Below are 22,008 nucleotides of genomic sequence, written 5' to 3' on the forward strand. Positions count from 1 at the left end.
CATGGCACTCTCCGACAGGTCAGACAGCTCCCGGAAGGCCCAGTGGTGGCGCAGCCTTGATCATGTCAGCCTGAGCTGCGTCGGAATACTGGTCGCCCTGGGGTACATCCTCATGCTGGCTGCCAGCCCCGCCGTGGCTCACCGCATCGGGGCCTCCCGGAACATGTTCATCCTCAAGCAGGTGGTCTTTCTGGCCCTTGCCAGTGCCGTCGTCGTCGTGACATCCCGGCTGACCCCCCGCACGATCGGGCGGATTGCCGTCATGGGGGGGATCGTGGCGCTGGGCGCCACATTCATGACGCTTGTTCACGGCATGGAGATCAAGGGGGCCAGACGCTGGATCGCCCTGCCCCTCATGTCCGTCCAGCCTTCTGAATTCCTGAAACCCTGCTTTGCCGTCGTGACCGGCCTGCTGCTGAGCCTCCGTCATACGCTGAGACTTTCCAATGGCTGGCGGTTCCCGGGGCGACTGGTGGCATGCGGGGTCTATCTCGTCATTGCAGCCCTGCTTCAGGCCCAGCCGGATATCGGGATGCTCTCGGTCATCAGCATGGTCTTCATCACCCAGCTCTTCATCGACGGCCTGCCCATCATCGTATTCGGCATGCTGGTCTCGGCAGCGCTTGGAGCGTTCGGGATAGCCTATATGGTGTTCGAGCACGTCCATTCCCGCGTGCAGCGCTTCCTGCATCCTGATGTGGGGGACCATTACCAGATCGATACCTCCATGCGGGCTTTTGGCAATGGGGGACTGCTGGGCCGGGGACCGGGTGAAGGCCGGGTGAAGGACCTGCTGCCCGATGCCCATGCCGACTTCGTCTTCTCCGTTGCCGGAGAGGAATATGGCTTCGTGATGTGCCTGTTCATCATTGCCGTTTTCACCATGCTGGTTTTCTCCACTCTCAACCGCCTGCTAGAAGAAAAGAAACCCTACATCATTCTCTCTGCCAGCGGCCTGATCACCGGCTTCGGCCTTCAGGCCTTCGTCAACATGGGCTCCTCCCTGCATCTGATCCCCACAAAGGGCATGACACTGCCTTTCATCTCCTACGGGGGCAGCTCGGCCCTTTCCGTTGCCCTGACCATCGGCATGGCCCTGGCACTGACCCGCCACCGTGTAGAGGAAGGCCCCTTTACGCCGCCGCCATCCCCTGCTGAAACAGCCCCACGTCTGACCATGTCATCCCGGAAGGATCACATCTGATGAAACAAGCACCAATTCTCATTGCCGCCGGCGGTACCGGGGGGCACTTCTTCCCGGCTGAGGCACTGGGGGCAGAACTCCAGCGCCGTGGTCACCAGACCATCCTCGTAACGGATGCCCGCAACAGCAGGGCCGGACTGAGCGTATTTGCGGACAGCCCCCGCCATGTCCTCAAAAGCAGTGGCGTGGCTGGTAAAAAGCCCATCGACAAACTCAGGGGGATCGGCCAGCTTCTCTGGAGCTGCCTTGGCGGGCGCCAGATTGTTGCCAGATACCGGCCCGCCGCCGTAGTCGGCTTTGGCGGCTATCCTTCCATTCCTCCCCTTCTCGGCAGTCGCCTGCGTCTGGGTAAACGCCCTGCCCTCATCATCCATGAAGGCAATGCCATCCTCGGGCAGGCCAATGCCCTCCTCGCCCGGTTCAGCGATGCCATTGCCACATCCTACCCCCGGGTGGCCCGTCTGCCCGCAGGCCGGAAGGTCATGCAGACAGGGATGCCAGTCCGCCCTGCCATCGAAGCTCTGGCCGATGAACCCTATGTCAGCCCAAGCCTGTTCAGCGAGGAGCCGATCCATCTGCTTGTCTGGGGTGGATCACTGGGGGCACAGATTTTCAGCTCCATCGTGCCGCAGGCCCTGTGCAACCTGCCCCCTGGGCTGCGGACCCGGCTGCATGTGACCCAGCAGGCCCACGAGGAGATGGTCCCTGCCCTGTCCGGCATCTATGCGCAGGTCGGCATAAAGGCCACGGTCACGCCTTTCATCGAGGATGTGGCAGCTGAACTGAAAAAAGCCCATCTCGTCATCGGGCGGGCCGGTGGGTCATCCATTGCGGAGCTAGCCATGGCAGGCCGCCCTTCCATCCTTGTCCCGCTGCCCATTGCCGCCTCTGATGAGCAGGGTGTCAACGCACAGGCAATGGAACGGGCCGGTGGTGGCTGGATGGTCCGGCAGCGTGACTTCTCCTCATCAGCACTCTGCACGCATCTGACCCACCTCTTCAGCCATCCTGACGAGCTGGCACGGGCTGCGGAAGGCGCCCGCAATCTCCAGCAGCGCCGTGCTGCCGAAAAACTGGCTGATCTGGTTGAAACGACCATCAAAGCCTGATTATCTGCCCTCCCTTCATCCCACCCCCGCCGGAGTTCCCCTGATGCGTGCATTACCTCTCAACCTTGGTCTGATCCACTTCGTTGGCATTGGCGGCATCGGCATGTCCGGCATTGCCGAGGTGCTGCACATGCTCGGCTACAAGGTTCAGGGGTCCGACATTGCCGAGAATGCCAACGTGAAGCGTCTGCGGAAATCAGGCATCCACGTTCATATCGGCCATGATGAAGCCAATCTGGGGGAAGCACGGGTCGTCGTCATCTCCACCGCCGTAAAACGGGACAATCCGGAGGTCATGGCCGCCCGTGCCCGGCTCATCCCCGTCGTCCGGCGGGCGGAGATGCTGGCAGAGCTGATGCGCCTGCGCTGGGCCGTGGCCATCGGGGGGACACACGGCAAGACCACCACGACCAGCCTCGTGGCCTGCGTGCTGGAACAGGCCAAGCTGGACCCGACCGTCATCAATGGTGGCATCATCGAGGCTTACGGCACGAATACCCGCATGGGGTCCGGCGACTGGATGGTCGTGGAAGCGGATGAGAGCGATGGCTCCTTCCTCCGTCTCCCTGCCATCATTGCCGTTGTCACCAACATGGACCCCGAGCATCTGGATCACTGGGGCTCCGATGAGGCGATGGAGGCCGGATACCGGCAGTTCGTCTCCAACATTCCCTTCTACGGCTTCGCCGTCCTTTGCGTGGATCATCCCCGGGTGCAGCAGATGATCCCCCAGCTCTCCGATCACCGCGTCGTCACCTATGGTTTCAGCCCGCAGGCGGATGTCCGGGCGGAAATCACCGGCACGGACAGCCAGGGCGTGACCTTCAACGTCACCATCACGGACCGGACAACCAGCAGCCAGCGTCTGGCCGGACCGTTCCATCTGCCCATGTTCGGACACCACAATGTCCTCAATGCCGTGGCGGCCATCGCCGTGGCGCAGGAAATGGAAATCCCCGATCATGTCATCGCCGATGCGCTTGGCGGCTTCCGGGGCGTGCAGCGTCGCTTCACCCTGACCGGCACATGGAATGACGTGAAGATCATTGATGATTACGGCCATCATCCCGTCGAGATCGCCGCCGTGCTGAAAGCGGCCCGGCAGGCCGGTGCAGGGCATGTCATTGCCGTCATCCAGCCGCACCGTTATTCCCGCCTCAGTGCACTGTTCAATGATTTCTGCACCTGCATGAATGATGCGGACACCGTCATCGTGGCGGACGTTTATGCCGCCGGAGAAAACCCGATCGAGGGCATCGGACGGGATCAGCTCGTCGAAGGGCTGCGGGACCGTGGGCACCGCCATGTCCTGTCCCTCGCCTCGCCGGATGATCTGGCCAGCGTCATCGCCGACGTGGCCGTGCCGGGTGACTATGTCCTCTGTCTGGGGGCAGGGTCCATCACCCACTGGGCACAGGCCCTCCCCGAGCAGCTGGACAGCCTCAGAAAGGACGCACCATGACCACGGCTGCACCTTTCCAGCAGGCACGGGGACGGCTGAAGGAACAGGCCCCGCTGGCCGCCCGCAGCTGGTTCCGCACGGGCGGGGCCGCCGACTGGCTCTTCGTGCCGCAGGATGCCGAAGACCTCGCCACGGCCCTGCGCCAGTGCCCGTCCGACCTGCCCGTGACGGTCCTTGGAGCCTGCTCAAACGTCATCATCCGTGATGGAGGGCTGCCCGGGCTGACCATCCGTCTGGCCGGTGGTTTTGCCAACATTGAAACGGATGGAGACGGGCTGATCGCCGGAGCCGCCGCACTGGACAGCAGCGTGGCAGAAACGGCGGCGCAGGCAGGCATGGCCGGTTTCGCCTTCCTCTCCACCATTCCCGGCTCCATTGGTGGAGCCGTCTGCATGAATGCCGGAGCCTATGGGGGTGACCTCTCCACCCTGCTCGACTGGGTGGAAATCCTCACCCGTGAGGGCACCATCCAGCGTCTGCCCGCCCCGGCACTGGAGATGCGGTACCGTCACAGCTCCCTGCCGGAAGGCAGCATCGTGCTGCGTGCCCGCCTGAAAGCCCACGGTGCGGAAGACCCCGCCACCATCCAGCAGACAATGCAGGAAATGCGGGCCAGCCGTGAGGCCAGCCAGCCCCTGCGGGCCCGGACAGGCGGCTCCACCTTCCGCAACCCCGAAGGACACAGGGCCTGGGAGCTGATCGATGCCGCCGGATGCCGGGGGCTGCGGCACGGTGGCGCACAGATCAGCGAGAAGCACTGCAATTTCATGCTCAATACGGGCGACGCCACCAGCACGGAGCTGGAAGAGCTGGGCGAGATGGTCCGTGCCCGTGTGCTGGACAGCAGCGGCATCACCCTGCACTGGGAGATCAGACGGCTGGGCCGTTCCCTTTCTCCTGCCTCCCCTTCCTGACAAGGAAACATCCGGGCATGACAGACAAGACCATTCTTCCCACACCCACACCTCTTTCCATCGCCGTTCTGATGGGAGGAACCTCCAGCGAGCGCAGCGTCAGCCTGTCCAGCGGCGGGGCCGTCATGGAGGCCCTGAAGCAGGCCGGGCACCATGTCCATGCCATTGATGCCGGGCCGGACATCACCGCCACCATCGAGGCCCTGAAAGCCTGCAAACCGGATGCCGTCTTCAATGCCCTGCACGGTCCTGGCGGGGAAGACGGGGCCATTCAGGGCGTTCTGGAATGGCTGGGCCTGCCCTATACCCATTCCGGGATTCTGGCTTCTGCCATCGCCATGAACAAGGCCAGCACCCGCATGGCCCTTCAGGCCGCCGGTCTCCCCGTTGCAGAAGGCTGCCTCATCACGCCAGACGAACTGAAGGAACGGGCCCCCCTGCCGGCCCCCTACGTTCTGAAGCCCGTGGCGGAAGGCTCATCCGTCGGTGTCCATATTCTCCATGAAGATGATGCCGCAAAACGCCATGCCATTGCCGGGTCATGGACCTTCGGCCCCCAGATTCTGGCCGAGCGTTTCATCCCCGGGCGTGAGCTGACCGTTGCGGTACTGGGCGACGAGGCCCTCGCCGTTACGGAAATCCTCACGCCAGAGAGCGGTGGTTTCTACGATTTTGCGGCCAAATATCAGGCCAATGGCTCCCGCCATGTCATCCCCGCTCCCCTGCCAGCAGACATCACGGACCAGGCCCTCACACTGGCCCGGAGGGCCCATCAGGCACTGGGATGCCGGGGCGCCAGCCGGACCGACTACCGCTATGATGGTGATAAGGGCGAACTCGTCATTCTGGAGGTCAACACCCAGCCGGGCATGACGGCCACATCCCTGCTGCCAGAACAGGCCGCCGCCCGTGGCGTAAGCTATCCCCTGCTCTGCCACTGGCTGGTGATGGATGCCCTGGGGCGGGCGGAGCCCCTCTCCCTCCATCCAGTGCCCCAGCCTGAGCCCGCTGACGGCCCATGATGTCCTTCTTCAGGAAACGCCCCCAGGCCCCCGTGGACCCTTACGGGGACCGCCCCTCCAGCATGTCCCTCTTCTGGCAGCGGCAGAAGGCCATCCTGCGGCGGCTCAGCATTCTGGGGCTCGTCTGTTTCCTGATGGCTGGAGCTGGCTGGCTGGCCTGGAGCAGCCAGGGGGGACACAGGCTGGCAGACAGCCTGCGCACCCGCCTGTCTGCGCTGGACCCGCTGAAGATCCAGCACATCGTCATCACGGGGCGGCGCCTGACGGATGAGAGCGACATCATGGAGGCGCTGGGGACAGGCCTGAACCACTCGCTTTTCAGCTTTTCCGTAGAGGCGGCACGCCAGCGCATTGATGAGCTGCCTTTCATCGAGCATTCCACGGTCGAGCGCCACCTGCCGGACACGATCAACATCACCGTGGAGGAAAAAAATCCCATCGCCATCTGGCAGATGGAAGGCCATTTCGTCCTTATCAACCAGAAAGGAGACACTGTCTCACGTCAGGAACTGACAGCCAAAAACAGTTCGGTCTTCCGCAAGCTTCCCCTTGTTGTCGGCGCAGGTGCCAACCTGGAGGCAAATGCCATCATCACCCTGCTCGACCAGTTTCCCGATATCAACAGCCATACGCTGGCCCTCATCCGCATCGGGCAGCGGCGCTGGAACATCCTCATGCAGAACGGTACGACCCTCATGCTCCCGGAGGGAGCAGAAAGCGCCGCTCTCTCCCGTCTGCATGATTACCAGAACGATTACCAGCTCCTGGACCGCCCCCTGAAAACCATTGACATGCGGCTATCCGACCGTATGGTCATTCACCCTGCCACGCCTCAGGGAGCCGATCAGGAGGCTCCGCCTGCAACGCCGCCATCTGAAAACTGATCCCTATGTCCCGTTCCGTTTCACCGTCCCGGCATTATCCGCCCACTCCCCAGCAGAAGCGGGCCGTTCTTCCCATTCTCCCGTCAGAAGAACAGCAGGGCTTTGTCTGGACGCCGGGGCTCAAGGCCGTTCTGGACATTGGCTCCACCAAAACCACCTGCCTGATTGGCCAGGGACTGAAAAATGGTGGTCTGCGTGTCCTGAGCTGGGGCTGGCGACGCTCCGAAGGAGTGAATTCCGGGGCCATCGTGGACACCATCCAGCTGGAGCGTGTCATCCGGGCGACAGTGGGCGATGCCGAACGGAAAATCAGCCGCCGCATCAGGGATGTGACCGTCAATCTCGCCTGCGGAACCCCCCGCAGCTATCACGTGGATACCTTTCTGGCCTCCAACGGGCGTGAGGTGACCGAGGACGACATTCTCCACCTCTATGGGCAGGCCCGCCACGAGGCAACCGAGCATGACCGCAGGATCGTCCAGGCCATGCCGCTGGGTTTCAATATCGATGAGACCCTCACTGTCCTCAACCCCTGCGGGCAGCGCTGCGAGAGACTGGTGGGCAAGTTCCACATCGTGGATGCCCAGACGAGTGCCCTCCACACGCTGGATGCTGTCCTGCGCAAGGCCGAGCTGCGGGCCGTGGACCTGCTGTCCAACCCCATTGCCTCCGGCCTTGCTGTGCTGGACCATGATGAGCGTGACCTCGGGGTGACCGTCGTCGACATGGGAGCGGGCACGACAACCCTTGCCGTCTTCGCCCGTGGGCGGGTGCTCTATACACGGCATATCAGGGTCGGCGGCGATCACATCACCCGGGACATTGCTCAATCCCTGTCCATCCAGCTTGAAACAGCAGAACGGCTCAAAACCCTTTACGGGGTCGCCTATGCCTCGGCTGATGACACATCCATTCCCATCGCCCTGCCTGTCTCACATCGCAACATTGTCCGGCAGATCACCCGGGCCGATCTGGTCCGGGCCATCGCCCCCCGTGTCGAGGAAACGCTGGAAATGCTCCGCTACGAGCTGGACGGTGCCGGCCTCGGGCGTCCGGCGGAAGGACGTGTCATCCTGACGGGCGGCGGCGCCCTGCTGAACGGCATTGATGCCGTGGCTGCCGAGATCCTGAACCGGCCTGTGCAGGTCCGGTCTCCAGCCACCATACGGGGACTGCCGGAATCGGATCATCCCTCCATATGGGCGGGATTCTCCACCGCCGCCGGTCTTCTGGCCTGGGCAGCCGGAGCCAGAGACCGCTTCTGCCTTGCGGAACATGAAGCAGCCCCACGAGGCATTGCCTGGCGCTTTGCCAATTTCCTGCGCCGGAAGTCATAAACAGGCACAATACCCGATATTTAGCATTACATATTTCTCTCCAGATGCTACCCTGCCCGTAAATCTGTCTTCCAAAGACCCATCTATAATGTCCACCCTGGCCGAAGCGAGACCGTTATGTCACTGAACCTGACCCCAACGACCCCTGGTGTTAGTGCTGTCAGTCCCCCGCGCATCACTGTCATCGGGGTTGGTGGTGGCGGGGTCAACGCCGTCAACAACATGATCGACGGCAAGCTGCGTGGCGTGACTTTCATCGCCGCCAACACCGATGCCCAGCAGCTGGCTCTCTCCAAAGCTGAGACGCGCCTCCAGCTCGGCCCGACCCTCACGCGTGGTCTGGGGGCCGGAGCCAAGCCGGAAGTCGGCCGCCAGTCAGCCGAAGAAGTAGAAGATGAAATCCGCCAGCATCTGGAAGGGGTTGATCTCGTATTCGTCACGGCCGGAATGGGTGGCGGCACCGGCACGGGAGCAGCCCCCGTCGTGGCACGGATCGCCCATGAAGTCGGTGCCCTGACAATCGGCGTCGTCTCCAAACCCTTCGATTTTGAAGGCTCCCGCCGCAGCCGGGCTGCCGCAGCCGGTATTGCCGAGCTGGAAAAATACGTGGACACGCTGCTGGTCATCCCCAACCAGAACCTCTTCGGCAGCGCCTCGCTGACAACCTCGCTGGTCGAAGCCTTCGCCATGGCGGATGACGTCCTGTACAGTGGTGTCCGCAGCGTGACGGACCTGATGGTGGAAGCCGGGTATCAGAATCTTGACTTTGCCGATGTCCGTACCGTCATGAGTGGCATGGGCAAGGCCATGATGGGCATTGGCATGGCATCGGCCGAGGAAGATGGTGAAGACTGGGCCATCACCGCCGCCGAGCGGGCCATTTCCAACCCGCTGCTGGAGGAAACCACCATTGCCGGGGCACGGGCACTTCTTGTCAACGTCACGCTCGGTCCGGACATGAGCCTGCTGGCCTATAACCAGATCATGAATCTCATCCGTGAGACGGCAAACTGCGAAGACGAAGAAATCAACAGCGGTTTCGTCGTCAATGAGAACATGAAAGGCAAGGTGCAGGTTTCCGTGATCGCCACGGGGCTGAATGGCCGGAGACGCCATGAAGCCTCCGGGGAGGAACCGGTCGAAGTCCAGACTCATGCCCCCGCTGAAACCGTGGCTCACACACCGGACACGGGCCAGGCAGCGGAGCATCCAACTGCCTCCGCGGGAGACACCGGGCAGAACGAAGAAGCCCCGGAACACGACCCTGCCCCCGAAGGAGCAGGCCAGCCAGCCGAGGAGGCATCGCCTCTTCCCAATTACGACCCTCATCTCGGCCCGAACCAGCAGGCTTCTGCCCCCACGGTATCGGAGCCGATCCGCCCACGGGAGGAGACCGGGCAAACGGGCGGTGGGCTGTTCAGCCGCTTCTTCCGTACCCGTCCTTCGCCAGAACAGGAGCGCCGGGATACACACGCTGCGACTGATGAGCGGAAACCGCAGCATGACAGCGTCACCCCACCTGCCGAGGATGACGAGCTGAGCATTCCCACCTATCTGCGCCGTGGCCCGAAGTAACCGGGTCTGATTAAAGCCCCCGGTTCCCCTGCGGGCAGGGGGCTTCATCCACCTCCCCCATGGGGGAAAGCGTCCTGCCTCACCGGGTAAGGTCGCCCATGCCCGAGCACCTGCCCTCATGCCAGAGACCACATGCTGTCGGCTTCATCAGCCGCCCCTCCAGAATACAGCCCACCTACAGCAGGCACAGACCACACTGGAGCAGGCCGTCCATTGCCAGGGGTGGGGCCTCCACAGTGGCAGGCCTGCCACGGTCCGCCTTGTCCCGGCAGCGCCGGATACAGGCATCAGGCTCCAGCGGCTGGATATGGCAGACACCCCCGCCTTCCGCCTGACGCATGACTGCATCATTTCCAGCCCTCTGGCCACGGTGGCCGCTTCTCCCCTTACACCGGGGCTGACGGTCGCTACCATAGAGCATCTCATGGCTGCTCTTCATGCCTGTGAAGTGGACAACCTTCTGATCCAGCTGGATGGGCCGGAACTACCCATTCTGGATGGATGCTCCAGAAGATTCATGTCTCTTCTTGAGGAAGCTGGCCGCAGCGGCCAGGCGGCCCCCCGCCGCAGCATTGAAGTGCTTCGCCCAGTTCATGTGGAAGGGCGGCACGGTGCTCATGCCAGCCTTCTCCCCGCCCATCAGGCCGACACACTCGACCTCTCCGTCGACATCGACTTCCCCGCCCCTGCCATCGGGCAGCAGTCGTTCCAGATGGTCTTGTCCCAAGAGACATTCGCCCAAGAAATCGCTCCCTGCCGGACCTTCGTAAACCATCAGGATATTGACGCCCTCCAGGCGCAGGGACTGGCATTAGGCGGATCACTCGACAATGCGCTGGTCATCCAGCATGATCGTGTCCTGAACCCCGACGGACTACGGTTCGATAATGAATGTGTCCGCCACAAGATGCTGGATACGGTAGGCGACCTGTACTGTACCGGGTTCCGGCTTTCAGCCCGTTTTGAGGGACACAGGACAGGCCATGCGCTGAACAGCCAGCTTCTGCATGCTCTTTTTGCGTCCACCGAAAACTGGCGGTTCTCCGATGGCAGCCCGCCTGTCATGCCCTCTCCCGGCTGAGAATATCAGGCCAGAGAGCAAGAACCCCCTTTCCCCTGAACACTCCCATGCTATAAGAAAATCATGGTCAGCAGCATCCTGAAATTCCACATGATCCCATCCCGTTTCCGTCTCCCTGCCCTTGGGGCCCCGGCATTGCTCGGACTTGCCCTTCTTTCGGGCTGCTCCAGCTCCGACGCCGACATACAGGCAAAGCTGCCACGCACGGCGGATGCCGAGACCCTCTACAACTACGGGATCGACGCTCTTCATGGCGGGCATTACAAGCTGGCCAGCAGTGAATTCGAGCTTCTCCAGCAGAATTTCCCCTATTCCGGCTATACGGGCAGTGCCGAACTGATGGAAGGCTACGCTTACTACCTTCAGGGTGAGTATGCGCTGTCTGTCCAGCAGCTGGAGCGCTATCTCCAGCTCCACCCTACAAGCCCGGATGCTGCCTACGCCTACTATCTGCGGGGCCTGTGCTATTATGAGCAGATCGGTGATGTGTCCCGTGACCAGCTCGGCACGCTGGAAGCCATGGATGCTCTTCAGGAAGTCATCACCCGCTTCCCCCAGACCTCTTACGCCCGGGATGCCCAGCTGAAGATCGACCTCTGCCGTGACCATCTGGCCGGCAAGGAGATGTATGTAGGCCGTTACTATCAGCGGGAAAAAGACTATCAGGCAGCTTATGGCCGTTACCAGCGGGTCATCCAGGACTTCCAGACCACCAACCATGTGCCGGAAGCGCTGGAACGTCTGGTTGAGGTCAATCTGGCCCTGGGATTGCCTGATGAAGCCCGTCAGGCAGCAGCTGTCCTCGGCTATAATGCGCCTGACAGCCGCTGGTACCGCCTCGCCTACAACAAGCTGAAATACAGCCATCAGCTCACGCCGCAGCTGCCCAAGCCGTCCCATGCCCAGAAAAAGCATGAGAGGCGCTCAAGAAAACACCGTGACGGTGCGGCACCGCCTGTGCAGGCCAAGGCACCTGTCTCCCCGGATTCCGTCATCGTGCAGCCTGTGTCCACAACACAGTCGGCGCCGGTGGCCTCCGTCGAGATTCCCCCGGTACCATCAACGGCAGCCCCAGGCGCCAACCAGCAGGCTGGCGGAAAGAAAACACGGTAGCCCCCTCTGGGATATTGTGACCTGCATGCCGTAACCATTACTGAAAAGCAGCATGTGGAGCCGGAATCTTCCGACTTCACATCGTTTGCCCTTGTCCGGCCCGTGCAGCCTCTTGCACTGGGCCTGTTTCTTTCTGACTATCGGACACCGCATTTTCTGCAAACCACAACAGAAGCCCAATCCGACTGCTTCTGCCGGTTCTGGAGGCTGCACCCATGCTGACACATCTCTCCATCCGTGATGTCGTTCTGATAGAAAAACTGGACCTCCCCTTCCATGGTGGTCTGACAGCCCTGACGGGAGAAACCGGGGCTGGCAAGTCCATCCTGCTGGACAGTCTCGGCCTCGCCCTGGGGGAGCGGACCAGCAGCCGCATCATCCGTGCTGGAGCGACCCAGAGCAGCGTGACGGCCGTTTTCGAGCTGCACAAGGGGCATCCCGTCTATGGCCTGCTTCACAACAAGGACATCGCCTCCATCGAAGAAGGCGAACCTCTGGTATTGCGACGGATCGTCACGAAAGAGGGGCGCTCCCGTGCCTATATCTGCGACCAGCCCATCGGCATCAGTGTCCTGCGGGAAGTGGCCTCGCTGCTCGTGGAGATACAGGGCCAGCATGAGCAGATGGGACTGGCAAACCAGAGTGCCCACCAGACCCTTCTGGATGCTTTTGGTGTGCCACAGCAGCTCCGCCAGCAGGTCGCCCGCTGCTGGGATGACTGGCAGAACGCCCTGCGCAGCCTGAACAAGGCCCGGAAGGATGTTGAAGAGGCCAGCAAGGAAGAAGACTGGCTGCGGCAGATCACGGAAGACCTTACTGCCCTTGCTCCCCGAGAAGGCGAGGAGGACGAGCTTGCCGCCCTGCGGGTCCGGCTCCAGCAGGATGAACGCCGGGGCGAGGCCGTTGCTGCCGCCCTTGCCGAACTGACCCCCCGGGACCGCCGGACGTCCACACCGGCCAATGCCCTCCGTTCGGCCAACCGTGCCCTTTCCCGGCTGCTTCCCTCCCCACTGGACCGGGCACAGAGCGAGGAGCAGGAAACACCCTCCGCCCAGCAGGAACAGGCACAGGAAGCCCTTACGGCCCTGGAAAAGGCCGAGGAATATCTGGCCGAGGCCGAAACCCTGCTCTCCCGTCTGGCCGTCGATACCACGGTAGATTTCCGCCTGCTGGAAGAGACGGAAGAACGGCTTTTCACCCTGAGGGCCGAAGCCCGCAAGCACAAGATCAGCGTCAGTGAACTGCCCTCCTTCCTCGAGACGCTGAACCAGCGGCTGGCCAGCATTGATTCCAGCGCAGAGGCCCTGGCCCGGCTGGAAGATCAGGTCCGTGAGAGCCGGGCCGCCTATGAAGCCGCTGCGCAGGAGCTGGGTGCGGCCCGCAGCAAGGCCGCCCGTCAGATCGAGAAACGGGTCATGGCCGAGCTGGTCCCCCTCAAGCTGGAGCGGGCACGTTTCATCGTCGAGCTGGCCCCTCTGCCTGCCGAGCAGTGGAACCGCCATGGCATGGAACAAGTGGCCTTCCTCATCGCCGCCAATCCCGGCCAGCCACCGGGACCGCTCGGCAAGGTGGCATCCGGCGGGGAACTCTCCCGCCTCATGCTGGCCCTCAAGGTCGTGCTGGCGGGCCGCTCTTCCCTCACGACGCTGGTCTTCGACGAAGTGGATTCCGGTGTCGGCGGAGCCACGGCCTCGGCCATTGGCGAACGCCTGAACCGTGTGGCACGGGATGTCCAGGTGCTGGCCATCACCCACAGCCCGCAGGTGGCGGCCTATGGAGACCATCAGCTCCGCATTGCCAAGCAGGTCGTCAACAACCAGACACAGACCAGTGCCACCCCGCTGACAGATGAGGAACGCCGTGAGGAGCTGGCCCGCATGCTCGCTGGCGACACCGTAACCGATGCCGCCCGTGCTGCGGCAGACAGCCTTCTTGGACCTGCAGAAAAATGACCGGAACCCCCACCCCCGCCCAGCGTCATGCCGAACTGGAAGAAAAGATCGCCCGCTGGAACGAGGCCTATCATGGACAGGACAACCCCGAAGTCTCCGATGCCGAGTATGACAATGCCCGGCTGGAGCTGGTCATGCTGGAGGCCCGCCATCCGGAACTGAAGCGCAGGGATGGTGTCTCCTCACAGGTCGGAGCTGCTCCCAATCCGGCCTTTGGCAAGGTGAAGCACCGTGCCCCCATGCTCTCGCTGGACAACGTCTTCAGCGAGGAGGAGTTCACCCAGTTCGTCAGCCGGATCGGCCGGTTTCTCGGGCTTGACGAGACCCAGACGGACGGGCTGAAATTTGTGGCCGAACCCAAGATTGACGGCCTTTCCATCAGCCTGACCTACGAAAAAGGCCAGCTGACGGTTGCCACGACCCGGGGCGATGGCACGACGGGTGAGGATGTCACCGCCAACGTGCGGACCATCAGCTCCATTCCCCAGACCCTGCCCGCTCCTTTTCCTGACCTGCTGGAAATCCGGGGCGAAATCTTCATGAGCCGGGCCGACTTCCTGGCTCTCAACAGACAGCAGGAAGAGCGGGGCGAAAAGCCCTTTGCCAATCCACGCAATGCCGCAGCCGGGTCGCTCCGCCAGCTGGACGCCTCTGTCACAGCCCGTCGCCCTCTGGGGCTGTTCGCCTACGGGCTGGGTTACAATACCGGCATAACCGTCAAGACCCATTCGGACTGGCTGGACCAGCTGAAAACATGGGGATTCACTGTCAATCCACTCTCCCGGGCCATAAACCATGCCAGTGACGTGCCTGCCTATGTGGAGACCCTGGCCAGGGAACGGCCTGACCTTGATTATGACATTGATGGCATCGTCTTCAAGATTGACGCCATAGACCTTCAGACACGCCTTGGTTTTGTAGGCCGTGCCCCTCGTTGGGCCATTGCATGGAAGTTCCCGGCGGAACAGGCCATCACCCGACTGAATGAGATTGAAATTCAGGTGGGGCGGACTGGTGCCCTCACCCCCGTGGCGCATCTGGAACCCATCAATGTCGGCGGTGTCATCGTATCCCGGGCCACCCTGCATAATGAAGATGAAATCCGCCGTCTGGATGTCCGCCCCGGCGACCTCGTGCGCATCCAGCGGGCCGGGGATGTCATCCCGCAGGTACTGGGCGTCGTGGATGCAGACCGGCAGGACCGGGCCGCCCCCTTCCATTTTCCCGATCACTGCCCCGTCTGCCACGCCCATGCCGAACGCATCGGCGATGAAGCGGTCCGCCGCTGCTCCGGAGGCCTGACCTGCCCGGCCCAGACGGTCGAAAGGCTCATCCATTTCGTCTCCCGCAAAGCGTTTGACATTGACGGGCTGGGAGAGCGCAGCATCCGCAGTTTTCATGACCTCGGGCTTGTCCAGCGGCCGGGAGACATTTTCCGCCTGCATGAGCATCGGGACCGCCTCCAGAAACTGGAAGGCTGGGGGACACAGTCGGTCGACAACCTGCTTCAGGCCATTGAGGACCGCCGGACCATCAGTCTCCCCCGCTTCATCTACGCGCTCGGCATCCGGCGCATTGGCGAGCGCAATGCCCAGCTTCTGGCCCGCCACTACCAGAGCTTTCCCGTCTGGCATGCGGCGATGCTGGCAGCCATCAGGCCCGAAAGCGAAGAACGGACCGCCCTGAGTGCCATCATGGGCATCGGCCCTGCCATTGCTGAAGAAGTTGCCGCCTTCTTCGATGAGGAACATAACCGGGCTGCGCTGGATGATCTCACCCCCTCCCTGACCATCAGCGAGGAGACCGGTCCTGATGCTGATGATGAGGGTCCAGCGCCTCTGGCTGGTCAGGTCATGGTGTTCACGGGGTCTCTCACCACCATGTCCCGAGCCGAAGCCAAGGCCATTGCCGAACGTCTGGGCGCACAGGTGACAGACAGCGTCTCCCGTCGCACGACACTGGTCGTACTGGGAGAAAAAGCTGGCTCCAAAGCCAAAAAAGCCCACGAGCTGAACATTCGCACGCTTGATGAAATGGAGTGGCGCGGCATGGTCGGGCTGGCCGAGACAGACTGAAGCAGACATCAAGGGGCAGGCTTGCAAAGTACAATAAAAATAAAGCCTGCCACAATAGTGAAATATGAAGTGAAAAAAGTTAAAATTTTGATTAAACTATTAATTATTTTATTATAAATCTATTTCATTTTTATCAAATTGAGAAAAATGCCTTACATGGCAATTTCTTGTATTTTGTTTACTCAAGAAAAAGTTATTTTCTTATTTATGATTTATGCCTAATACTTATTTAAAATAGCATCAAATGGATAGACTTTCCTACAGGTCCCTTCTATATGGAATTTCGCCAAGAGTTTCCGGAGGTTAACACAGTGGGTGAAAAAAGGTATTTTCTAACATGGGATTTCCAGATCGTTCGACAGGATGCCACAAGTAAAGCCCTTTATTGCTCCAAACTGGAGGACCACTTCCCTACCGACGCTTTCGCTCTTGAACTTCACGAAGATGATGTCGGCGCAAATTATACATTCATCCCACAGGGCGAAGAGATTGCCCCCTATCATGTCGATGATATCGAAATAACCTTCAATTCTGACGTCCGTGTCTGGAACCTGCGGGACAAGAACGGGCTTTTCCTGTGCTTTGACTGTCATACACTTTCTTTTTCCAGGGAACATCCCTCCTTCTGGGAAGGCTTCCTGCTGCTTTCGCAGAGAGAAATTGACATACTGAGGCACCTCCTCACCAACAGGTGGGTCATTCCCAAAACACAGACAATCATTGATGGGAAAGACATCGAGGCCGTTGACGTCTTCAAACTGAAGATCAACCATTTTGATGTCGACATGCGATATCAGCTTTTCAGATACTGGAACAAATACAACATCACGCTCTATTTTGACGGATGGAAGCGTGAAACGCTCTATTTCTACAATCCTGCCGTCTATATCACGGCTTACAATAAAGAATCCGTCATGCAGCAATGCAAGATGTGCGTTGTCTCACTGCGGAAAATGGGGAAATTCACCGGGCCGATCATCCTCATGACAGACAAGGACCAAGCCTACATAGACAATCTTTTTGAAGGGAAAAAAGAATATACGGATAACCTCATCATTCACAACCTGTACCCACAGGACTTCCTTTCCTTTGTCTGCTCCAAATACGAAATAACGGACAAGGAAACTTTTGCAGGTTATCAGCCGCTCCTGTATCTGGACCCGGACATCATCATAGACAATCCTCTGGAACCCCTGCTGATCCGTGGTCTTTCAAGCGGCAAGATATGTTCGCCGGCTGAAGAATTCCATCCGATACAATCCCACATTCCAGTGGGATCCTCCCTGTTCTCGATGGATGATATTCCGGGGCGCTTCACACCAGGCATCAACGGGGGAACAATCCTTTTCCCCAATACGGAAAGTGATACAATCCGCCGTTTCATCAATGAGATCCGCCATCTGGTTACCAATCTGGTCTTCAAATTCGGGCGCTCATTCAATGGCTGGGCCGACCAGGAGGCCTATAACTATCTGGCCATCAAGACGAACGGGGTCAATTCCAATGCCCTGACGTCATTCACCGCCTATCAGGGCCCTGCACATAACAGGCGTCTGGGCCTCATTCATTTCTGGGGCTTCTCTTCAGAAGAGAAAGTAGAACGGATGAAAGAATACATGGATACGCTAGGCTGCCAGCCCTGAATAAAACCGTGTCCCGCCCCCCCCTGAGGGGCGGGACACTGACAGATACCTGCGGACCGGACCGCCCCAATTTTCCCCTTCACATAAGCCCCGGATTCATCCGTCAGGCTCTGTCGACCCTGTTCCACATGACGCCACAGATGGTCTTGGGCAAGATATTCCTGATTTCATCCTTCACCGCCGCCACTAGGGCACGATATTCCAGCCTGTATTTATCAGTCGTGTCAGGAGCCGGATGATCCCAGGGCTTGGTATCAGCGACATAATGGATAATTGACGCATCCTCCTGCGCCTTCTTCACCTGCTCCTGCATACTATATTCAAACTCAAGATAATTTGTATGAAGATATTCTGCATACAGGTTCCAGCTCTGGCTGAAATGATGAAGAGAATCTTTAAAGACATGATTGAGTATTGACTCATCATAAAAAAGCCATTTCTTCTTGATGCACTCTATGCAGTAGGCTGCATCTGCATCTGTTATGGCGTCCATATTGAAAAGAATGAGACCGCTATTCACATAAAAATAAGGGTTGTTTATTCCCAGCATGTTACGGCTGAATTTATTGAAATCTCCAAAATCTTCATATTTTCTATGATTACGGATCAGACAGCGAACCCCTCCCAATTTTTTATTCTGAGGGATCTCGTTGATGATTCTCAACACATCATCCCGCACCAGCATGTCAACATCAATGCTCAGAACCTTCTCATATCCCTTGAAAATCGTCGGGATGAATAAAGGAACATAAGTCTCCAGTGGCCGATTTTCATTATTGGCAAAATTCAGACTTTCCATGAAAGACGAACAGTCAATGAATGATATGACGCTTCCAAAAGAGGCAACAACCTGTTCTGTGAGCCGTATGAGTGTCGTATCGAGATTCCGATATAAAACAAAAAACTCGATCCTGCTGGTATCTGAGCAATGGTCAAGTATGGACTTGATTGTGACAAGAGCCGGTATCAAATATTTTTTGTCAAATGAAACAACTATTGGAAAGGTACTCATCACAACCTCATTGAATCAAACCTTCGATCTTATAAAGGGTTTCGTAATAATTTCCAAGATGCTTCCTCAAAATGGTCTGCCCCCTGCAGAAAAGACAGGATTTTTGAACGTTACTAACCCGGCATGATAAATTTATTTTCCATCCTCCTCACACAAAGCAATTGAAACCTGCCCCAACTGCATTATCATGCCGCCGATAATTGCCGCCTTGGCCCTGGCGGGGTGGCCATAGAGAGAACGCATGCCCACCACATCATCCAGTCATCATCCCTTCATCATGCTGATTGTCGGCCTCCTCGTTACGGTCGTACTCATCGGTGTCTCCATTCTCATCTCCCTGTCTGAAATCTCATTCGCCGCAGCACGGGAAACCCGCATGCGTGCCCTGGCTGAAGAAGGCGACAAAAGGGCCCGTGCTTTTCTGCGCCTCCGACGCAATAGCGGGCAGGTCATGACAGCCATACAGATCTGCCTCAATGCCGTCGGTATTCTGGGCGGTGTGGTGGGAGATGCCCTGCTGAGTGAACCTTTCGCCGAGGGCCTGCACCATCTGGGCCTGTCGGCGCCTCTGGCAGACAAGGTCGGCTCTTTCAGCTCCTTCATCCTTGTCACCGGGCTGTTCGTTCTCTTTGCTGACCTTCTGCCAAAGCGCACGGCCATGAACGCACCGGACAGGATTGCTCTGGCCGTAGGCTGGTTCCCTGCCCTCATCCTCAAGCTCCTCTATCCAGCCGTATGGCTTTTCTCCCATATTGCCGACCTGATCCTGAGGTTGCTGCGCATCCCGGCCACGGCCACGGTAGAGGCCGTCACGCCAGAAGATCTCCGGGCCATTCTTGCCGCAGGCACGGCCTCCGGCGTTCTTCTGGAGCAGGAACATCAGATGATCCAGAATGTCATGGCCCTGCAAAACCGTTCCGTGACATCTGCAATGACACCTCGGGACGAAATCGTTTATCTGGATGTCAATGAAAGTCTGGAGAGCCAGCGTGACAAGGTGCGGGTCCGCCCCTATTCCCGTTACCCGTTCTGCGATGGATCGCTGGACAGGGTTGTCGGCTCCATCCGTGCGGAAGATGTGTTGGTCGCTGTTGTTGATGAACCCACCACACTGACCGACCCGCAGAAGGCCCCTCCCAAACAGATATTCAACATGCGCCGGGATGTCCTCTCCCTGCCCGATACGCTGAACCTGTGGGAAACACTGGCCCAATTTGATACGCATGGCGCCGGTTTTGCGCTCATCTTCAATGAATATGGGCTGGTTGTCGGACTGATCACGTACAAAGACATCATGGGTGCCCTGATGGATGGACTGGCCAATCCTTTTGAAGAGCAGGCCATCGTCCGCCGTGATGCTGATTCATGGCTCATCGACGGAGCCGCTCCCATTCTGGATGTTATCCGGGAGCTGGATATCCCCCTCTTCCATGACAATTCCGAGTTTGACACCATTGCCGGTTTCATCACCCATCGTCTGCGCCGTATGGCCCGCAAGGCAGACCGTGTCGAGGTGGCCGGTTTCCGTTTTGAGGTGGTGGATGTCGAACGTTTCCGCATCAACCAGCTTCTGGTCACCCGTATGAAACCCTCTGGCAAAGCATGAACAGCCACATCCTGCTGCCTCATGGCATAAGCGCCCAAGATGCACTGCTGATCATCGACATGCAGAATGACTTCATGCCCGGCGGCGCCCTCCCCGTTCCCGGCGGGCATGACCTTCTGCACGCCATCAATGGCCTCAGCCATCTGAATTTCAGGGCCGTCGTCGCTTCCCAGGATTGGCACCCCATGGGCCATTGTTCCTTCAAAGAGCAGAACGGCCCATGGCCTGCCCATTGCATTGCCGGGACAGACGGCGCTGCTCTGGTAGGGGGGCTGGACCAGCGACGCATTACCCATATCATCCGCAAAGGAACAGCAACCGATGCGGACTCAAACTCTGCTTTTCATGACGATAGCGGACGCAGCACTGGCCTGACAGACCTGCTGAACGGCCTTGGCGTCACACGGGTTTTTCTGTGCGGCGTGGCGCTGGATGTCTGCGTTCTGGCCTCAGCCCGTCATGCTGTACGGGCTGGATTTGAAACCTTCATTATACAGCAGGCCTCAGCAGGGATCAGGCCACTATCAGCCTCCTCCCTGCTGGAAGAGTCCATAAAACTCGTCTGACAGGGCGAACTAACGTTTTTCAAATCCTGCCTGCTGAAGTCCCCTTTGCAGGAACGGGTTCTTCTTCATGACATTCCAGACCAGCCCGCTACGAAGGTTTTCGGTCATCAGCAGGATGGGCCCCTGGTCAATCCCGAGCTGCTGACCATCAACCCAGAAACCGTCCTTCCCATCAGAAAAACTGGGATTGAATGCATCAAGAAAACCGTACTGGTTATAAACCCGACTGCCGTATCGGGCCTTCATGGCCTGAAGTGCCGGCAAGGCAATTTCTGGCGCAAAAGCTACAGACCCACCTGCTGCCGTAGGCGCAATCGTGCCGTCATCCAACACATAATCCCGTCCGGCCCCACGGGCGCTGTACGCCAGAAAATGACGCCGCTGACCATCAACATCCCTGTAGGCATCCCCCGGTCCATCCGAAGCCGTCAACCCCCAGATGTCTGAACCATAATCCTTCCAATGTCCCGGATTCTGGCGGGCATACTCCCGCTGTGCGTAGACCGCTCTCTGGCTGTTCTGGAAGTAGTTATAACCACGCTGCCGACTTGCCTTATCCAGAATATTGCGGAAATCTACCCAACATTCACTATACTGATGCCCGAACAGGGGAGCAAAATTGAGCAGGTCACGCCCATAAAAACTCCCCTGCTGCCCCTTGTGAGTTTCCGTCCAGCGATCCCACGTTTCAGCAGGCAGGGCATGTGTCGGAGACCCAAGAGCCAGCAGGTACAGCATCAGCCCTTCATTATATCCTGTCCACTGTGAAGACAGGAAATGACCCGGCGGCATCCACCCCATGCTCAGCCAAGGGCTTTTGCCACCGGTCATCCACTGCCAGTCCACCCGACCGTATAATGTCTCGGCCAGTGTCCGGATTTCAGCTTCCTGCCTGTCGGACCTGTCATAATAGGACTGTGCAAACAGAACACCGCCCATCAGCAGTGCCGTATCTATGCTGGATAGCTCCGACCAGTCTGCCACCCGCAGCCCCGTCTCCGGGTCCAGAAAATGATAGAAGAAGCCGTGGGTTCCTGCCGTACCCCTGGCCTCATCACCCTGTGGCAACGCCGCCAGAAACCGCAAGGTCAGGAGGGTCCGCTCCACGGCCTGCTGCCGCGTGATATAACCCCGCTCCACCCCGATACCATAAGCTGTCAGACCAAATCCTACACTGGCAATACTGGCAGCCCCATGTGGCAGGGGAGCACGGTCCGGCACCAGACCATTCCTGGGATTGGCCGTCTCCCAGAACCAGTTGAAGGTTCGATGCTCCAGATCACTCAAGAAAATGCTGTCCTGAGATGACAGGGAGTAATCATCGGCTCTGGTGCCCGTCACGCCACCGCAAAATGAAAGAGAAAGGCCAATCCCGGCCAGCAGCATCCGCAGGCCTCTGGAAATACGGCGCACAGGTTGAATCATCGTCACGGGCACCATCTCCTCTACATCA

The 22,008-nt window shown here is 59.2% G+C and carries 17 protein-coding genes; 15 read left to right on the forward strand and 2 right to left on the reverse strand.

Annotated features, from left to right (window positions below; translation table 11 throughout):
• The first annotated feature begins 1 nt into the window (after position 1).
• The 13 genes from DTI93_RS03905 to DTI93_RS03965 all read left to right on the forward strand — a co-directional run bounded on the left by DTI93_RS03905 (position 2) and on the right by DTI93_RS03965 (position 17,371).
• Positions 2 to 1,204: an FtsW/RodA/SpoVE family cell cycle protein gene (locus DTI93_RS03905; RefSeq protein ID WP_043559839.1), complete on the forward strand. Its 1,203-nt coding sequence runs from the start codon at positions 2 to 4 to the stop codon at positions 1,202 to 1,204.
• Complete coding sequence (murG, locus tag DTI93_RS03910; RefSeq protein ID WP_043559836.1) at positions 1,204 to 2,313, forward strand: undecaprenyldiphospho-muramoylpentapeptide beta-N-acetylglucosaminyltransferase; 1,110 nt, start codon at positions 1,204 to 1,206, stop codon at positions 2,311 to 2,313. Before DTI93_RS03905 ends, murG begins: the two co-directional genes overlap by 1 nt.
• A gap of 43 nt (positions 2,314 to 2,356) precedes the next feature.
• Complete coding sequence (murC, locus tag DTI93_RS03915) at positions 2,357 to 3,775, forward strand: UDP-N-acetylmuramate--L-alanine ligase (protein ID WP_043559835.1); 1,419 nt, start codon at positions 2,357 to 2,359, stop codon at positions 3,773 to 3,775.
• Entirely contained in the window at positions 3,772 to 4,689 is a 918-nt protein-coding gene (murB, locus tag DTI93_RS03920; RefSeq protein ID WP_249079691.1) for a UDP-N-acetylmuramate dehydrogenase, read from the forward strand. The genes murC and murB overlap by 4 nt, the downstream gene beginning before the upstream one ends.
• A 17-nt stretch (positions 4,690 to 4,706) precedes the next feature.
• On the forward strand, positions 4,707 to 5,711 hold the full coding sequence (locus tag DTI93_RS03925) for a D-alanine--D-alanine ligase (RefSeq protein WP_081563253.1): 1,005 nt from the start codon (positions 4,707 to 4,709) through the stop codon (positions 5,709 to 5,711).
• On the forward strand, positions 5,708 to 6,595 hold the full coding sequence (locus DTI93_RS03930; protein ID WP_052349030.1) for a cell division protein FtsQ/DivIB: 888 nt from the start codon (positions 5,708 to 5,710) through the stop codon (positions 6,593 to 6,595). The genes DTI93_RS03925 and DTI93_RS03930 overlap by 4 nt, the downstream gene beginning before the upstream one ends.
• Positions 6,596 to 6,600: 5 nt before the next feature.
• Entirely contained in the window at positions 6,601 to 7,932 is a 1,332-nt protein-coding gene (ftsA, locus tag DTI93_RS03935; RefSeq protein ID WP_249079692.1) for a cell division protein FtsA, read from the forward strand.
• A gap of 117 nt (positions 7,933 to 8,049) precedes the next feature.
• Complete coding sequence (gene ftsZ, locus DTI93_RS03940; protein ID WP_249079695.1) at positions 8,050 to 9,507, forward strand: cell division protein FtsZ; 1,458 nt, start codon at positions 8,050 to 8,052, stop codon at positions 9,505 to 9,507.
• A gap of 118 nt (positions 9,508 to 9,625) precedes the next feature.
• Positions 9,626 to 10,588, forward strand: a complete 963-nt coding sequence (gene lpxC / locus DTI93_RS03945; RefSeq protein WP_249079697.1) for a UDP-3-O-acyl-N-acetylglucosamine deacetylase — start codon at positions 9,626 to 9,628, stop codon at positions 10,586 to 10,588.
• A 90-nt stretch (positions 10,589 to 10,678) separates the two neighbouring features.
• Positions 10,679 to 11,701, forward strand: coding sequence for an outer membrane protein assembly factor BamD (locus DTI93_RS03950; protein WP_249079752.1), 1,023 nt, complete (start codon positions 10,679 to 10,681; stop codon positions 11,699 to 11,701).
• A gap of 215 nt (positions 11,702 to 11,916) precedes the next feature.
• Positions 11,917 to 13,653 carry a DNA repair protein RecN gene (gene recN, locus DTI93_RS03955; RefSeq protein WP_043559825.1) on the forward strand — a complete coding sequence of 579 codons (1,737 nt, stop codon included), beginning with the start codon at positions 11,917 to 11,919 and terminating at the stop codon, positions 13,651 to 13,653.
• Complete coding sequence (ligA, locus tag DTI93_RS03960) at positions 13,650 to 15,728, forward strand: NAD-dependent DNA ligase LigA (protein ID WP_249079698.1); 2,079 nt, start codon at positions 13,650 to 13,652, stop codon at positions 15,726 to 15,728. Before recN ends, ligA begins: the two co-directional genes overlap by 4 nt.
• Positions 15,729 to 16,039: 311 nt before the next feature.
• Positions 16,040 to 17,371, forward strand: coding sequence for a hypothetical protein (locus DTI93_RS03965; RefSeq protein WP_154981367.1), 1,332 nt, complete (start codon positions 16,040 to 16,042; stop codon positions 17,369 to 17,371).
• 103 nt (positions 17,372 to 17,474) lie between these two features.
• Here DTI93_RS03965 and DTI93_RS03970 read toward each other — a convergent pair whose 3' ends face one another.
• On the reverse strand, positions 17,475 to 18,383 hold the full coding sequence (locus tag DTI93_RS03970) for a glycosyltransferase (protein WP_249079699.1): 909 nt from the start codon (positions 18,381 to 18,383) through the stop codon (positions 17,475 to 17,477).
• 241 nt (positions 18,384 to 18,624) lie between these two features.
• On the opposite strand from DTI93_RS03970, the gene DTI93_RS03975 reads away from it, so the two are divergent.
• A complete protein-coding gene (locus DTI93_RS03975; RefSeq protein WP_043559816.1) occupies positions 18,625 to 19,989 on the forward strand; it encodes a hemolysin family protein in 1,365 nt (454 codons plus the stop codon).
• The gene (locus DTI93_RS03980; protein WP_081563259.1) at positions 19,986 to 20,555 is read left to right on the forward strand and encodes an isochorismatase family protein; all 570 of its coding nucleotides are present in this window, start codon (positions 19,986 to 19,988) and stop codon (positions 20,553 to 20,555) included. Before DTI93_RS03975 ends, DTI93_RS03980 begins: the two co-directional genes overlap by 4 nt.
• 9 nt (positions 20,556 to 20,564) lie before the next feature.
• Here the strand turns inward: DTI93_RS03980 and DTI93_RS03985 are convergent, their stop codons facing one another.
• A complete protein-coding gene (locus DTI93_RS03985) occupies positions 20,565 to 21,980 on the reverse strand; it encodes a glucoamylase family protein (RefSeq protein WP_249079754.1) in 1,416 nt (471 codons plus the stop codon).
• Positions 21,981 to 22,008: the final 28 nt, after the last annotated feature.

The organism is Parasaccharibacter sp. TMW 2.1884 (genome assembly GCF_023337695.1).
Classification (GTDB): domain Bacteria; phylum Pseudomonadota; class Alphaproteobacteria; order Acetobacterales; family Acetobacteraceae; genus Bombella; species Bombella apis.

Bases quoted from the DNA above. Each gene is read 5' to 3' on its own strand.
- murB (WP_249079691.1), top strand. From the start codon at position 3,772: ATGACCACGGCTGCACCTTTCCAGCAGGCACGGGGACGGCTGAAGGAA.
- DTI93_RS03950 (WP_249079752.1), top strand. From the start codon at position 10,679: ATGATCCCATCCCGTTTCCGTCTCCCTGCCCTTGGGGCCCCGGCATTG.
- DTI93_RS03985 (WP_249079754.1), bottom strand. From the start codon at position 21,980: ATGATTCAACCTGTGCGCCGTATTTCCAGAGGCCTGCGGATGCTGCTG.
- DTI93_RS03970 (WP_249079699.1), bottom strand. From the start codon at position 18,383: ATGAGTACCTTTCCAATAGTTGTTTCATTTGACAAAAAATATTTGATA.
- DTI93_RS03930 (WP_052349030.1), top strand. From the start codon at position 5,708: ATGATGTCCTTCTTCAGGAAACGCCCCCAGGCCCCCGTGGACCCTTAC.
- DTI93_RS03980 (WP_081563259.1), top strand. From the start codon at position 19,986: ATGAACAGCCACATCCTGCTGCCTCATGGCATAAGCGCCCAAGATGCA.
- ligA (WP_249079698.1), top strand. From the start codon at position 13,650: ATGACCGGAACCCCCACCCCCGCCCAGCGTCATGCCGAACTGGAAGAA.
- lpxC (WP_249079697.1), top strand. From the start codon at position 9,626: ATGCCAGAGACCACATGCTGTCGGCTTCATCAGCCGCCCCTCCAGAAT.
- murC (WP_043559835.1), top strand. From the start codon at position 2,357: ATGCGTGCATTACCTCTCAACCTTGGTCTGATCCACTTCGTTGGCATT.
- murG (WP_043559836.1), top strand. From the start codon at position 1,204: ATGAAACAAGCACCAATTCTCATTGCCGCCGGCGGTACCGGGGGGCAC.
- ftsZ (WP_249079695.1), top strand. From the start codon at position 8,050: ATGTCACTGAACCTGACCCCAACGACCCCTGGTGTTAGTGCTGTCAGT.
- DTI93_RS03905 (WP_043559839.1), top strand. From the start codon at position 2: ATGGCACTCTCCGACAGGTCAGACAGCTCCCGGAAGGCCCAGTGGTGG.
- DTI93_RS03975 (WP_043559816.1), top strand. From the start codon at position 18,625: ATGCCCACCACATCATCCAGTCATCATCCCTTCATCATGCTGATTGTC.
- recN (WP_043559825.1), top strand. From the start codon at position 11,917: ATGCTGACACATCTCTCCATCCGTGATGTCGTTCTGATAGAAAAACTG.
- ftsA (WP_249079692.1), top strand. From the start codon at position 6,601: ATGTCCCGTTCCGTTTCACCGTCCCGGCATTATCCGCCCACTCCCCAG.
- DTI93_RS03925 (WP_081563253.1), top strand. From the start codon at position 4,707: ATGACAGACAAGACCATTCTTCCCACACCCACACCTCTTTCCATCGCC.